This window comes from Thermus aquaticus (genome assembly GCF_001280255.1).
Classification (GTDB): domain Bacteria; phylum Deinococcota; class Deinococci; order Deinococcales; family Thermaceae; genus Thermus; species Thermus aquaticus.
The window spans coordinates 457,856-471,005 of sequence record NZ_LHCI01000106.1 but is presented as its reverse complement, the minus strand read 5'-3'; the positions used below and the strand labels follow the sequence as shown (position 1 = coordinate 471,005).

At 68.3% G+C, this 13,150-nt stretch carries 16 protein-coding genes; 8 read left to right on the top strand and 8 right to left on the bottom strand.

Translation table 11 applies throughout. The annotated features are described in order from the left end of the window. Window positions 1–158: 158 nt before the first annotated feature. A complete protein-coding gene (locus BVI061214_RS03495; protein ID WP_248841716.1) occupies window positions 159–458 on the bottom strand; it encodes a nucleotidyltransferase family protein in 300 nt (99 codons plus the stop codon). A gap of 29 nt (window positions 459–487) precedes the next feature. On the opposite strand from BVI061214_RS03495, the gene aspC reads away from it, so the two are divergent. Further along, window positions 488–1,639: an aspartate/prephenate aminotransferase gene (gene aspC / locus BVI061214_RS03490; RefSeq protein ID WP_053767310.1), complete on the top strand. Its 1,152-nt coding sequence runs from the start codon at window positions 488–490 to the stop codon at window positions 1,637–1,639. Here aspC and lspA read toward each other — a convergent pair. Further along, window positions 1,633–2,082: a signal peptidase II gene (gene lspA, locus BVI061214_RS03485; protein ID WP_053767309.1), complete on the bottom strand. Its 450-nt coding sequence runs from the start codon at window positions 2,080–2,082 to the stop codon at window positions 1,633–1,635. The genes aspC and lspA overlap by 7 nt on opposite strands. Before the next feature lie 59 nt (window positions 2,083–2,141). Between lspA and rpmB the strand changes: the two genes are divergently transcribed. Genes rpmB through BVI061214_RS03470 form a run of 3 tightly spaced genes read left to right on the top strand, consistent with a single transcriptional unit; the run spans window position 2,142 to window position 4,294 of the window. After that, entirely contained in the window at window positions 2,142–2,438 is a 297-nt protein-coding gene (gene rpmB / locus BVI061214_RS03480; RefSeq protein ID WP_053767308.1) for a 50S ribosomal protein L28, read from the top strand. Window positions 2,439–2,493: 55 nt separating this feature from the next. Beyond that, complete coding sequence (locus tag BVI061214_RS03475) at window positions 2,494–3,189, top strand: M23 family metallopeptidase (RefSeq protein WP_053767307.1); 696 nt, start codon at window positions 2,494–2,496, stop codon at window positions 3,187–3,189. Window positions 3,190–3,196: 7 nt separating this feature from the next. After that, complete coding sequence (locus tag BVI061214_RS03470) at window positions 3,197–4,294, top strand: AI-2E family transporter (protein WP_053767306.1); 1,098 nt, start codon at window positions 3,197–3,199, stop codon at window positions 4,292–4,294. Window positions 4,295–4,302: 8 nt separating this feature from the next. Here the strand turns inward: BVI061214_RS03470 and BVI061214_RS03465 are convergent, their stop codons facing one another. From BVI061214_RS03465 to BVI061214_RS03445, 5 genes are all read right to left on the bottom strand, one after another. Continuing rightward, window positions 4,303–5,538 carry a uracil-xanthine permease family protein gene (locus BVI061214_RS03465; RefSeq protein ID WP_053767305.1) on the bottom strand — a complete coding sequence of 412 codons (1,236 nt, stop codon included), beginning with the start codon at window positions 5,536–5,538 and terminating at the stop codon, window positions 4,303–4,305. A 21-nt stretch (window positions 5,539–5,559) separates the two neighbouring features. Further along, window positions 5,560–6,717: a tRNA guanosine(34) transglycosylase Tgt gene (gene tgt, locus BVI061214_RS03460; RefSeq protein WP_053767304.1), complete on the bottom strand. Its 1,158-nt coding sequence runs from the start codon at window positions 6,715–6,717 to the stop codon at window positions 5,560–5,562. Then, window positions 6,714–7,928 (bottom strand): flavodoxin-dependent (E)-4-hydroxy-3-methylbut-2-enyl-diphosphate synthase, encoded by a 1,215-nt coding sequence (ispG, locus tag BVI061214_RS03455; protein ID WP_082333158.1) that lies wholly within the window; start codon window positions 7,926–7,928, stop codon window positions 6,714–6,716. Before ispG ends, tgt begins: the two co-directional genes overlap by 4 nt. 67 nt (window positions 7,929–7,995) lie before the next feature. Next, window positions 7,996–8,913, bottom strand: a complete 918-nt coding sequence (locus BVI061214_RS03450) for a VOC family protein (protein ID WP_053767302.1) — start codon at window positions 8,911–8,913, stop codon at window positions 7,996–7,998. Window positions 8,914–9,028: 115 nt separating this feature from the next. Further along, window positions 9,029–9,832, bottom strand: coding sequence for an enoyl-ACP reductase FabI (locus BVI061214_RS03445; RefSeq protein WP_053767301.1), 804 nt, complete (start codon window positions 9,830–9,832; stop codon window positions 9,029–9,031). A gap of 34 nt (window positions 9,833–9,866) precedes the next feature. Here BVI061214_RS03445 and BVI061214_RS03440 point away from each other — a divergent pair, with 34 nt between their 5' ends. Further along, on the top strand, window positions 9,867–10,361 hold the full coding sequence (locus BVI061214_RS03440; protein ID WP_053767300.1) for a DinB family protein: 495 nt from the start codon (window positions 9,867–9,869) through the stop codon (window positions 10,359–10,361). Between the two features lie 90 nt (window positions 10,362–10,451). On the opposite strand, the gene BVI061214_RS03435 is transcribed toward BVI061214_RS03440, so the two are convergent. Further along, entirely contained in the window at window positions 10,452–10,703 is a 252-nt protein-coding gene (locus tag BVI061214_RS03435; RefSeq protein ID WP_053767299.1) for a glutaredoxin family protein, read from the bottom strand. A gap of 59 nt (window positions 10,704–10,762) precedes the next feature. Between BVI061214_RS03435 and zapE the strand changes: the two genes are divergently transcribed. From zapE to BVI061214_RS03420, 3 genes are read left to right on the top strand one after another with little or no spacing between them, the layout of a single operon-like run. Continuing rightward, entirely contained in the window at window positions 10,763–11,734 is a 972-nt protein-coding gene (zapE, locus tag BVI061214_RS03430) for an AFG1/ZapE family ATPase (protein ID WP_053767298.1), read from the top strand. A 9-nt stretch (window positions 11,735–11,743) separates the two neighbouring features. Beyond that, window positions 11,744–12,001, top strand: a complete 258-nt coding sequence (locus tag BVI061214_RS03425) for a hypothetical protein (RefSeq protein ID WP_003046373.1) — start codon at window positions 11,744–11,746, stop codon at window positions 11,999–12,001. Then, window positions 12,002–13,147 carry a phosphopentomutase gene (locus BVI061214_RS03420; RefSeq protein WP_053767297.1) on the top strand — a complete coding sequence of 382 codons (1,146 nt, stop codon included), beginning with the start codon at window positions 12,002–12,004 and terminating at the stop codon, window positions 13,145–13,147. Window positions 13,148–13,150: the final 3 nt, after the last annotated feature.

Sequence of the window (13,150 nt, the reverse complement as noted above, 5' to 3'; positions counted from 1 at the left end):
CCCCAGCCCTGGCTTTGGCACCCCATGTTGCGAAACCAAAGCGCGGGCACTTAGAAGCCTTACGTTGGATGGCCGAGTCCCGCACAAACTCGTCCTTGGGTTGGGCCAAAGCGGAGGCCAAGCGGGCCACGGCTCTGCGCAAAAGGGCCACCTGTTCCTTAAGCTTCTCCTCCCTCCCCAAGGAGAATCCCCTCTCGTTCCACCTTTTCCCTGAGCCCTGGAGCCCAGGAGAGTTCCACTAGGTCCACCCTCTGCAGGATGGGGAGCTCTTCCAGCTCCTCCCGGATTTGGCTTAAGGTGGCCAGGTCCAGGGGAGGTTCCGCCCAAATGGCCAAGTCGTAGTCGGAGCGGGGCGTGTGCTCCCCTAGGGCCCGGGAGCCAAAAAGGTAAAGGCGATAACGCCGTCCCTCCTGGCGGGACGCCATCTTCTCCACCACCTTCTGCAGCACCGGGTCCACAGGTTCATTTTACCCCGTATACTCATGCCATGCGGGGCCTTTCCCAAAGGGTGAAGTCCATGAAGCCCTCGGCCACGGTGGCGGTCAACGCCCGCGCCCTGGAGCTGAGGCGAAAAGGGGTGGACCTGGTGGCCCTCACCGCCGGGGAGCCCGACTTTGACACCCCCGAGCACGTCAAGGAGGCGGCCAGGCGGGCCCTGGCCCAGGGCAAGACCAAGTACGCCCCTCCCGCCGGCATCCCCGAGCTGAGGGAAGCTGTGGCCGAGAAGTTCCGCCGGGAAAACGGCCTGGAGGTGACCCCCGAGGAGACCATCGTCACCGTGGGGGGCAAGCAGGCCCTCTTCAACCTCTTCCAGGCCATCCTGGACCCCGGGGACGAGGTCATCGTCCTGGCCCCCTATTGGGTGAGTTACCCGGAGATGGTGCGCTTCGCCGGGGGGGTGCCGGTGGAGGTCCCCACCCTGCCCGAGGAGGGCTTTGTCCCTGACCCCGAGCGGGTGCGCCGGGCCATCACCCCTAGGACCAAGGCCCTGGTGGTCAACTCCCCCAACAACCCCACGGGGGTCGTCTACCCGGAGGAGGTTTTGCGGGCCCTGGCCGAGATGGCCCTTCAGCACGACTTCTACCTGGTCAGCGACGAGATCTACGAGCACCTCATCTACGAGGGGGCCCACTTCTCCCCCGGCACCCTGGCCCCAGAGCACACCATCACCGTGAACGGCGCCGCCAAGGCCTTCGCCATGACGGGCTGGCGCATCGGCTACGCCTGCGGCCCCAAGGCGGTCATCAAGGCCATGGCCGACGTCTCCAGTCAGTCCACCACCAGCCCCGACACCATCGCCCAGTGGGCCACCCTCGAGGCCCTCACCAACCGGGAGGCCTCCATGGCCTTCATCGCCATGGCCAGGGAAGCCTACAGGAAAAGGCGGGACCTCCTCCTGGAGGGGCTTTCTCGGATTGGCCTCGAGGCGGTGCGCCCCAGCGGGGCCTTCTACGTCCTCATGGACACCTCCCCCTTCGCCCCAAACGAGGTGGAGGCGGCGGAGAGGCTCCTTATGGCGGGGGTAGCGGTGGTGCCGGGCACCGACTTCGCCGCCTTTGGCCACGTGCGCCTTTCCTACGCCACGGGCGAGGAGAACCTGAAGAAGGCCCTGGAGCGCTTCGCCCAGGCCCTTCAGTAGCGCCTTCTTCTCCTGGGGGAGAGAAGCAGGATGGCCGCCCCCAGGGTCACGCATACGTCCGCCAGGTTGAAGACCGGGAACTGGGCGATGAGGGGGATCTGGGTCCCCAGGTCCAGGTAGTCCACCACAAAGCCCCGGCCCAGGCGGTCAACGCCGTTCCCCAAAGCCCCCGCCGCCACCAGGGAAAGGCCCAGGGTAAAGGCCGGGGGGTAGCGGCGGAAGCCCAGGAGGTAGAGGAGAACGCCCCCCACGAGAAGGCTCACCCAGCCCAGGATCTGGGCCTTGTCCTGAAGGAGGCCAAAGCCCGCCCCGGTGTTTCTGACCAGGGTGAGGTAGAGGAGGTCCCCCAGGAGGGGCCTCGGGATGGGGGAGAGGTTCTCCAGGGCCCAGAGCTTCAGGATCTGGTCAAAGGCCAAAAGAAGGGGTACCAGCACCGTGGGCATCCCCAAGAGTCTAACCTGTGCTATACTCCTTAGGGTTTGCCTTCGGGCAGGAGGGTGCCATGTCCAAGGTGTGCGAGATCAGCGGAAAGCGGCCCATCGTGGCCAACAGCATTGAGCGGCGGGGGAAGGCCAAGCGGGAAGGGGGCGTGGGCAAGAAGACCACCGGCATCTCCAAGCGCCGCCAGTACCCCAACCTGCAGAAGGTCCGCGTCCAGGTGGCCGGCCAGGAGATCACCTTCCGGGTGGCGGCGAGCCACATCCCCAAGGTCTACGAGCTTCTGGAAAAGGCCCGGGGGCTGAAGCTGGAGGGCCTCTCCGCCAAGGAGATCAAGAAGGAGCTTCTTAAGCTTCTCTAGCCCCCCTTGCCCAAAGGGCCCAGGGGCTGACCCCTGGGCCCTTTAGACTGGAGGCATGAACCTGAAGCCGGGGCACTACCTCCTCTTCGCCCTCGCCCTTTACGCCCTGGTGGTGACCCTGGGCTTCGCCCTTCGGGGGCGGCAGCTTCACGCCCTGAGGGAGGAGGTGGGCCTTCTAAGGGAGAAGGCGGCCCTGGTCCCCGAGGGCTACCGCCTCCCCCTGCCCGGGGCCTGCCTCCCCTCCCGCCCGGAGAACCTGCCTGGCGCCCCCCGCCCCTACCGCAAGGGGGTGAGCGCGGGTTTCGTTTTCGTGGACGGGGATGCCTGCGTCCCCGTGGTGCGGGGGATGGGGGTGGTGGCGGCCCAGGCCGGGGAGGTGGTCAAGGTGGAAGAGGCCTACCAGGAGCCAAGCCTCGAGGCCTGGCGGGCCCTCATGGAGCGGGTGAAGGACGGGGCCTCCCCGGAAGACATGGACCTCTTGCGGGGCCTCGAGGTCTGGGTCCGCCACCCTGACGGGCGCACCTCGGTCTACGCCCACCTTCAGGCCCCTTACCCGGGGCTAAAGGTGGGGGATAAGGTCTTCCGGGGAGACCCCCTGGGCTATCTCGGCAACACCGGGCTTCAGGGCGGGGCCCCCAGGCTCCTCTTTGAGGTCTGGGAGGGAGCCCCCGACCGGGGAACCTTCCTCTTCCAGGGCCTTCCCAAGGAGGAGCTCCTCCGCCAGGCCAAGGCCTTCTTCTCCGTAAAATAGCCCCCATATGAGGGAAGCCTTCCGCCAGGTCTGGGCCAACCCCTACGTGCGGGTGGCCGTTTACCTCCTCCTCTTCTACCTTGGCTTCCGCCTCCTCCAGCGGGCCTGGCCCGCTTTGCAGATCCTCCTCACCGCCTTCGCCTTCGCCTACCTCGCCCACCCCCTGGTGCGTTTCTTTGAGGCCCAGAGGCTTCCCCGGGCTTTGGGGGTGGTCTTGGTCTACCTGGGGCTTGGCCTCTTCCTGGGCCTCGCCTCCTTCCTCACGGCGCAAACGGTGGTGGAGCTTTCCCGCCTGGCCCAGGAGCTCCCCCGCCTCCTGGACCCCTTCCTGGCCTGGCTCCTCAGCCTTCCCGACCGGGTGCGGGCCGTTCCGGTGCCCGAGAGCCTGAAGCCAATCCTGGCCGAGGCCAGCCGCAACCTCCAGGGCCTGTTGCAGAGCTTTCTGGAAACCCTGCTGCGCTTCGTCCAGGGCCTCCTGGGCCAGGGGGGAAACCTTCTCGGCTTCTTCGCCTCCCTGGTGGGCGGGGTCTTCCAGCTCCTCACCGCCCTGACCCTTTCCATCTACTTCCTCTACGACCTGCCCCGCCTGGGGCGGGCGGCCCTTCTGGCCTTCCCCGAGCCCTACCAGCCCCTGGTGGCCGACCTGGCCCGGAAGCTGGACCGGAGCGTGGGGGGCTACGTGCGGGGCCAGCTTTTGGTGGCCTTTCTGGTGGGCCTTATCGTGGGGGTGGGGCTTTCCCTGGTGGGCGTGCCCTTGGCGGCGAGCCTGGGCTTTCTGGCGGGGGTCTTCAACCTCATCCCCTTCGTGGGGGTCATCGTCTCCGGGGTCCCCGCCCTGCTTCTCGCCGCCACGGGGGGCCTGGTCAAGGTGCTCCTGGCCTTTTTGGTCCTCTGGCTGGCCAACCAGCTGGAGGGGAACCTCTTCGGTCCCCTGATCGTGGGCCGGGCTACCCGCCTCCACCCGGTGACGGCCATCGCCGCCATCCTGGTAGGGGCGAGCCTTTTGGGGCTGTGGGGGGCCCTTCTGGGGGTGCCCGCCGCCGCCTTTTTAAAGGTCCTCCTGGAGGATTACTACCGCCAAAGCCGCTTCTACCGGGAGGGCTGAGGGTTTTTTTAGGGGATCCGCTCCTCCTCGGTGGCCAGCCCTTCGGGCTCCAGCTTTTGGGGCAGGAGGAGGTTCAGGACCACCCCCGCCAGGGCGGCCAGGGCCATGCCGCTCACCTTGAGGGGGAGGGCGGCCCCCGCCACCTGGATGGTGCCCAAGTTGGCCACGGCCCCGCCCAGGCCCAGGACCAGGATGGCGGAGACCACGATCAGGTTGCGGCTCTTGGTGAAGTCAATCTCCGCCTCGGCCAGGGTGCGGATGCCGATGGAGGCGATCATGCCGAAGAGGAGCATGGAGATCCCCCCCAGAACCCCCTGGGGCAGGGTCTGCAGGAGGGTGGCCAGCTTGGGCGAGAAGGAGAGGAGGATGGCGAAGAGGGCGGCCAGGCGCAGGACCAAGGGTTCGTAGACCCGGGTCACCGCTAAGACCCCGGTGTTCTCCGAGTAGGTGGTGTTGGCGGGGCCCCCCAGGAGGCCCGCCAGGCTGGTGGCGAGCCCGTCCCCCAGAAGGGTGCGGTGGAGACCGGGCTTGGTGAAGAAGTCCTTCCCCACCACCCGGCCGTTGGTGAGGATGTCGCCGATGTGCTCCATGACGGTGACGAAGGCCACCGGGGCGATGAGGAGGACCGCCCCCCACTCCAGGCTGGCCAGGGTGAACTGGGGCACGCCGAACCAGAGGGCCTCCTGGAGGGGCTTCAGGTCCACCCGGCCCAAGAGGAGGGCCAGAAGGTAGCCCGCCCCCACCCCTATCAGCACGGGGATCATCTGGAAAAGTCCCCGGAAGAACACGGCGCTCACCACCGCGCTGGCAAAGGTGACTATGGCCAGAAGCCAGTCCTTGCTGGCCATCTGCACCGCCACCGGGGCCAGGGTGAGGCCGATGACCACGATGACGGGCCCGGTGACCACCGGCGGGAAGACCCAGCGCACCCTTTCGGAACCGATGAGGAGGACCAGGAGGGCGAAGAGGCCGTAGACGAGCCCCGCCGCCATGAGGCCGCCACCTATGGCGCTCAAGGAGAAGCCCGCCTCCTTGGCGGCCAGGATGGGGGCGATGAAGGCGAAGCTGGAGCCCAGAAAGACCGGCACCATCCGTCCCGTGACCAGGTGGAAGACCAGGGTGCCGAGCCCGGCGGTGAAGAGGGCCACCGAGGGGTTGAGGCCGGTGAGGAGGGGGACCAGGACCGTGGCCCCGAACATGGCCACCGTGTGCTGCAGGCCCAGGAGGAGATACCTTGGCTTCATACCAGGGGCACCAGGGGCATTCTACCAGTGCCCTCCCGCCGCCAAGGCCTCCCGGAACCAAAGGGGCACCTCCCGGCCAAAGCGCCTTTCGGCGAAGGCCCGGGCGAAGTCCCCGTACCGGCCTTCTCGGATGGCCGCTTTAGCCCCTTCGGTGAGGCGGTGGAGGAAGCGGAGGTTGTGGAGGGAAAGCAAGATGGCCCCCAGCATCTCCCCGGAGCGGACCAGGTGGGCGATGTAGCCCCGGCTGAAGCTCTGGCAGGCATAGCAGTCGCAGCCTTCCTCCAGGGGTCCCTTCTCCTCGAGGTGGCGGGCGTTTTTCAGGTTGAGGCGCCCCTCGGGCACCAGGGCGCTGCCGAAGCGGCCCGTGCGGGTGGGGTAGACGCAGTCAAAGAGGTCCACCCCCAGGCCCATGGCCGCCACCAGGTCCTCGGGGTGGCCCACCCCCATGAGGTAGCGGGGGCGCTCCTCGGGGAGGAGGGCGGTGGAGAGCTCCACCATGGGGAACATCTCCTCCTTAGACTCCCCCACGGCCAGGCCCCCGATGGCGTACCCCGGCAGATCAAAGCGGAGGGTCTCCAGGGTGGAAAGCCGCCTGAGCGTTGGGTCCGTCCCCCCCTGGGTGATGCCGAAAAGGCCCTGGTCGGGCCTGGTCTTGGCCTTCAGGCTCCGCTCTAGCCAGCGCAGGGTTCTTTCCAAGGAGGCCTTCAGGTACTCCCTGGGGGAGGGGTAGGGAGGGCACTCGTCAAAGGCCATGATGAGGTCCGCCCCCAGGGCCTCCTGGACGGCGATGCTCCGCTCGGGGGTAAGCTCCACCAGGTCCCCGTTGAGGTGGCTTTGGAAGACCACGCCCCGCTCGTCAATGCGGCGCAGGTGCCCCAGGCTCATCACCTGGAAGCCCCCGGAGTCCGTGAGCCAGGGACCCTTCCAGCCGGCGAAGCCGTGAAGCCCCCCAAAGGCCCGCACCCTTTCGGGCCCCGGGCGCAGGAGGAGGTGGTAGGTGTTGGCCAGGAGGACCTGGCTCCCGATTTCCTTCAGGTCCCGGGGGAGGAGGCCCTTGACCGAGCCCTGGGTGCCCACGGGCATGAAGAGGGGGGTTTCCACGGTCCCGTGGGGGGTGGCGAGGAGGCCCACCCGGGCCCGGCCGGCGCGGGCCGTGACCTGGAACCGAAAGGGGCTCATGCCTCTTTTGGGGCGAAGCGGGTCTTAACGTACTCCTCCACCAGCCTGAGGAAGTCCTCGGCGATGGTCTCCCCCTTGAGGATGGTGAGGAGCTTGCCGTCGGCGTAGACGGGGGCCTTGGGCTCCTCGCCGCTTCCGGGCAGGGAGATGCCGATGTGGGCGTGTTTGCTCTCTCCGGGGCCGTTCACCACGCACCCCATCACTGCCACCTTGAGCCCCTCCACCCCGGGGTAGCGCCTTCGCCACTCGGGGAGCCTGGCCTTGAGGTGACGGTTCACCTCCTCGGCCAGCTCCTGGAAGAAGGTGCTGGTGGTGCGGCCGCACCCGGGGCAGCTGGTCACCTCGGGGGCGAAGGTGCGAAGGCCCAGGGCCTGGAGGATCTCCTGGGCCACCTCCACCTCCTTGGTGCGGGGCTCATGGGGGGCCGGGGTGAGGGAGACCCGGATGGTGTCGCCGATGCCTTCCAGGAGGAGGGGGGCCAAGGCGGCGGCCGAGGCCACGATCCCCTTGACCCCCATGCCGGCCTCGGTGAGGCCCAGGTGGAGGGGGGCTCTGGTCCTTCGGGCCAGCTCCCGGTAGACCCAGAGGAGGTCCCGGGCCTTGGAGACCTTGGCGGAGAGGACGATCTTGTCCTCCCCAAGGCCCATCTCCAAAGCGGCCTCGTAGGAGCGGACGGCGCTTTCCACCAGGGCCTCGAGGACCACCTCGTGGGCCTCCTTGGGCTCGGGGCGCCGGGCGTTTTGGTCCATGAGCTCGGTGAGGAGGGCGGGGTCCAGGCTCCCCCAGTTGGCCCCGATGCGCACCGGCTTCCCCAGGTCCATGGCCATGCGGACCATCTCGCGGAAGTTCTCGTCCTTGTGGGTACCCCGGCCCATGGTCCCGGGGTTGATGCGGAACTTGTCCAGGGCCTCGGCCATCTTGGGGTACTTGCGCAGGAGGAGGTGGCCGTTGAAGTGGAAGTCCCCCACCAGGGGCACCTCCGCCCCCTGGTCCAGGAGGCGGGCCTTGATCTTGGGCACGGCTTGGGCCGCCTTTTCGTCGTTCACCGTGAGGCGGACGATCTCGCTCCCCGCCCGGTGGAGGGCCAGGACCTGGGCGGTGGTGGCCTCCACATCCTGGGTGGGGGTGTTGGTCATGGACTGGACGGCGATGGGGTGGGCGCTTCCCAGGGGGACGCGGCCCACCCAGACCGTGGGGGTAGGACGCCTCATCCTTCCCATGGTAGCCCATGGGAAGGAGGAAACCCCTGGGCGGGCTACGTTCCCGCCCGGAGGTGGTTCAGCGGGCTATCCCGGGGAGGCGGATGGGGGGGAGGGCGGCCTCTATGGCCGGGCGCTTCCCCTCAAGCCAAGGGGGAAGGACGAGGCGCTCCCCCAGGTCCTCCGGGTCCTCGTCCACGGCGAAGCCGGGCCCGTCCGTGGCCAGCTCTAAGAGCACCCCCCCGGGTTCCAGGAAGTAAACGGAACGGAACCAGAAGCGGTCTATAAGGGGGGTGGGCCGTAGCCCCCGGGCCAAAACCCTTTCCCGGAGGGTGAGGGCGTGGGCCTCGTCCCGCACCCGGAAGGCCAGGTGGTGGACCCCTCCCACCCCCAAGGCCCCCCGGCGCCCTTCGGGGAGGGCCTGGACCTCCAGGAAAGATCCCCCCTGCTCTAGGACAGGGCCTTCCCCCTGGCGGTAGCCCAGGACCTCTTGGAAGAAGGCCAGGGTCGGCCCCACCTCCCGCTCCAGGATCCGGGCCCCCAGAAGGCCCCGCACCTGGTGCTCTGGGGGGACGGGGCTGTCCTCCCAAGGGAGGCCCGGGCCCTGGGCGGCCGCTAGGGCCAGGGGCAGGCCGTGGGGGTCGGGGAAGAGGAGGACGGGAAAGCCAAAGCGCTCCCCCTTTGCCAGGGGCCTGCCGTAGCGGGCCAGGCGGGCTTCCCAGAAGCCGAGGCTTTCTTGGGGCACGGCCAGGGCTACCTCCACCGCCTGCCCCACCCCAAAGCGATTGGGGGGGAGGTGGGGCCAGGAGAAGAAGGTGAGGGCGGTGCCCGGGGTGCCCAGCCCGTCGGCGTAGAAGAAGTGGTAGGCGGTGGGGTCGTCCTGGTTCACGCTCCGCTTGACCAGGCGCAGACCCAACACCCCCAGGTAGAAGTCCAGGTTCTCCTGAGGGTCGCCGGCCACGCAGGTGATGTGGTGGAGCCCGAGGACGCCCTCCATGGGGCCATGGTACGCCCCCAGGGGTGCGGTGAATGTGAGGGCGAAGAAAAGCCTCGTCGCGATCCAGGCCTTAGCCCGGTATACTCACGGTGTGGACCCCAAAGACCTCGAGGCCCTAGCCCGGATTTTCGCCCGCTTTCTCTAGCTCCATCCCCATGATGTGGTAGCCGGCGTCCACGTAGATGACCTCGCCGGTGATGCCGCTTCCCAGGGGGGAAAGGAGGAAAAGCCCCAGGTTCCCCACCTCCTCCTGGGTGATGTTGCGCCTTAGAGGGGCCACCTGGGCCACCCGGTCGTACATCTTGGTGAAGCCGGGGATGCTCCTGGCGGCCACGGTGCGCACCGGCCCCGCCGAGATGGCGTTCACCCGCACCCCCTTGGGGCCGAGCTCATAGGCCAGGTAGCGGACGCTGGCCTCGAGGGCCGCCTTGGCGATGGCCATCACGTTGTACCTGGGCACCACCTTCTCGCTGGCGTAGTAGGTGAGGGTGACGATCCCACCCCCCTCCCTGAGGAGGGGCTCGGCCCTTTGGGCCGCGGCCACCAGGGAGTAGGCGGAGACCTCGAGGGCCAGAAGCCAGTCCGCCCGCCTGGTGTCCAGGTACCGGCCCTCCATGGCCTCCCTGGGGGCGAAGGCGATGGCGTGGACCAGGTAGTCCAGGTGCCCCCAGGCCTCCTTCAGGCCGCCAAAGAGGGCGTCTAGCTCCTCGTCTTTGGTGACGTCGGCCTGGAAGAGGAGGGCCCCGCCCAGGGCCTCGGCCAGCTTCTCCGCCTCGGGGCGGATCCTCTCCCCCTGGTAGCTTAGGGCGATCTCCGCCCCCGCCTCCTTGAGCTTCTCGGCGATGGCGAAGCCCAGGCTTCGCTGGTTGGTGACCCCCATGACCAGGGCCTTCTTGCCCGCAAGGTCCACGGTGAGCATGGGGGGATTATACCCGCGGGTAGAATGGGGCATCATGGTGAACCTGGACGTCTATGGGAACAAGGAGGAGGTCTTAGCCCGGCTCGCCCAAAGCCGCCAGGCCCTCCTGGCCCACCTGAGGGAAGCTGAGCCCTCCTGGCTCACCGCTCCCCTCCGCCCCGGGGCCTGGACCCCCCTCATGGTGGCCGAGCACGTGGCCCTGGTGGAGGACTCCACCGCCCGGGTCCTGAGGCGGCTCAGGCGGGTGGCGGCGGGGGAGAACCTTCCCCCCGTCCCCTTCGTCCCCGGGGAGTTCAAGGAGGGGAAGCCCCAGGCCCCCGAGCCTGTTCAGCCCAAAGGGGAGCTAAGCCTGGAGGAGGTTTTGGCCCTACTGGAGAGGGCCCGGGGCTTTCTCCTGGAGGAGGCGGAAAAGGCCGACCCCGATAACCCCGCTACCTTCCCCCACCCCTTCTTTGGCCCCCTCACCGCCCTGGGCTGGCTGAGGGCCGCCGCCTACCACGAGGAGCACCACCTGAGGGCCCTGGGCTAAGTGGCTATCCGTTCACCATAGAAAGCCTTTCCCTAGGCCTTGGTGCGCCCTTTTGGGGCCCCCGCCGTGGCAAGAGCTACGGCGGGGTACTTAGGCGCTTTCCCGGTAGCGGGCGAGCCAGGCATTCAGGCTTTGCGGGGAAACCCCGCGGATGGCCTCGAGGCGCCCCCGCCACTCCAGCACCACCCCGGCCGTGGGGCTTCCCACCAGCTCGGCGATCTTTTTGGCGGCCTCGGGGTCGGCCTTGGCGTTCACGAACTCGTAGGGAACGCCGTTTCTTTCCAGGAACATCTTCACGATCTCGCAGGGACCGCACCCGGGGATGCCGTAAAGCCGCACCATACCCCCTAAGGGTAGCATAGGGCGCCTTTTGCCGGGGCCTTGGGCTAACCTAGGGGGCGATGCGCCTCACGGAGCGCTACCCCGAGGTCAACCTGGAGAAGCTTCTTGAAAGCTTCGTCCCGCCCCCCCGCTTCCAGGGGGCCACCTTCGCCACCTACCACCCGGACCCCCGCTACCCCTCCCAGGCCCTGGCCAAGGAGCGGCTGCGAAGCTGGGTAAGGGACCGCCCCCGGGGCCTCCTCCGGCCCAGGATGCCGGGCCCCCAGGGCATCTATCTGGACGGGGGCTTTGGCGTGGGCAAGACCCACCTCCTGGTGGCCGCCTACTGGGAGGCCCCGGGCCCCAAGGCCTTCCTCACCTTTGAGGAGCTCACCTACGCCCTGGGCCTCATGGGCCTCAAGGAGGGAGCGAGGCGCTTTTCTGGCCTCCGCTACCTCTTCATAGACGAGTTTGAGCTGGACGACCCCGGCAACGCCCAGATGGCCACCCACTTCCTGGCCCTCACCATGGACAAGGGCCTCAGGGTGGCCACCACCTCCAACACCCCGCCCGGGGCCCTGGGGGAGGGGCGCTTCAACGCCGATCAGTTCCGCCACCAGATCCAGGGCCTGGCCAGGCGCTTCGCCGTGGAGAGGATAGAGGGGGAGGACTACCGCCACCGCGAAGCCAAGGGCCTCCCCCGGCCCTGGGGGGAGGAGGAGCTTCTTAGACGCTTCCACGAAGACCCCAGGCCCAAGACCCTGGACGCCTTCCCCGAGCTCCTGGCCCACCTCCGCGCCCTCCACCCCATCCGCTACCGCTACCTCTTCGTTGGCGTGGAGGTGGTCTACCTGCGGGGCCTGGAGCCCATCCCCGACCAGAACGACGCCCTCCGCTTCGTCCACTTCGTGGACCAGGTTTACAACCTGGGCCTGGAGCTCAAGGCCTCGGGGGCCCCCCTCGAGGCCCTCTTCCCCGAGACCTACCGCCACGGGGCCTTCGCCAAAAAGTACGGGCGGGCCCTTTCCCGCCTGGCGGAGCTTTTGGGGTAGCATGGGAGCATGGACCTGGCGGACAAGCTTTCGGAGCTGGCCCAGGCCCTCTCGCAGGCCAGCGCGGCGGTGGGGATCCTGGAGGCCATAGAGGAGGTTCTGGAGGAGTACGGGGACGGGGAGCTTTCCCTGGAGGAGGCCATGGAGGAGATCCAGGGCTTGGTGGAGGAGTTCCAGGCGGTCCGGGCCCTCTCGGAGATGTCCCCGGAGGAGATCATGGCCCTGGCCCAAGAGGAAGAGGAGGACGAAGGGGGGCTTCGCTCTTAGATGAAGGTGGTGGCCATCGTCCTGGACTCGGTGGGCCTGGGCTACCTGCCGGACGCCCCCCTTTTCGGCGACGAGGGGGCAGACACCCTGGACCACACCGTCCTCAAGACGGGCGTGGCCCTGCCCCACCTGGCCGACCTGGGCCTGGGGTGGGTGGCCGGGGTCCACACCCTGCCCAGGCCCAAGGAGCCCAAAGGGGCCTTTGGCCGCATGCGGGAGGTGAACCCGGGCAAGGACACCACCACCGGGCACTGGGAGTTCGTGGGCATCTACCTGGAAAAGCCCTTCCGCACCTACCCCGAGGGCTTTCCCGAGGAGCTCCTTCGGGCCTGGGCGGAGCGGATCGGGGTGGGGGGGTGGCTTCTCAACCGCCCCTACTCCGGCACCGAGGCCATCCGGGACTACGGGGAGGCCCACCTGAAGACGGGCTACCCCATCGTCTACACCTCGGCGGACTCGGTCTTCCAGGTGGCCGCCCACGTGGAGAGAGTCCCCCTGGAGGAGCTTTACCACTGGTGCCAGGTGGCCCGGGAGACGCTAAGGGGCGAGCACCAGGTGGCCCGGGTCATCGCCCGGCCCTTCGCCGGGGAGCCCGGGGCCTTTTACCGCCTGGAGCACCTCCGGCGGGACTTCGCCCTGGAGCCTCCCAGAAACGTTCTGGACGTCTTGAAGGAAGGGGGCCTCGAGGTGGTGGGCGTGGGCAAGATCCCCGACATTTACGCCGGGCGCGGCTTCACCCGGGCGGTCAAGACCAAGGACAACAAGGGCGGCCTGGAGAAGACCCTGGCCCTCATGGAAGAGGGCTTTTCCGGCCTCGTCTTCACCAACCTGGTGGATTTTGACGCCAAGTACGGCCACCGCCGAAACCCCGAGGGGTACGCCAGGGCCCTAGAGGAGGTGGACCGCTTCCTCCCCCGGCTCCTTTCCGCCCTGGGCCCGGAGGACCACCTCTTTCTGGTCTCCGACCACGGCAACGACCCCACCTTCTTGGGCACGGACCACACCCGGGAGTACGGGATGCTCCTCTGGGTGGGCCCGGGGGTCAGGGGGGACCTGGGCACCCGGGAGAGCTTCGCCGACCTGGGGGCCACCTGGGCCAGGCTTTTCGGGCTCGCCTGGGAGGGGCCGGGGAAGAGCTTGGTGTAGGCC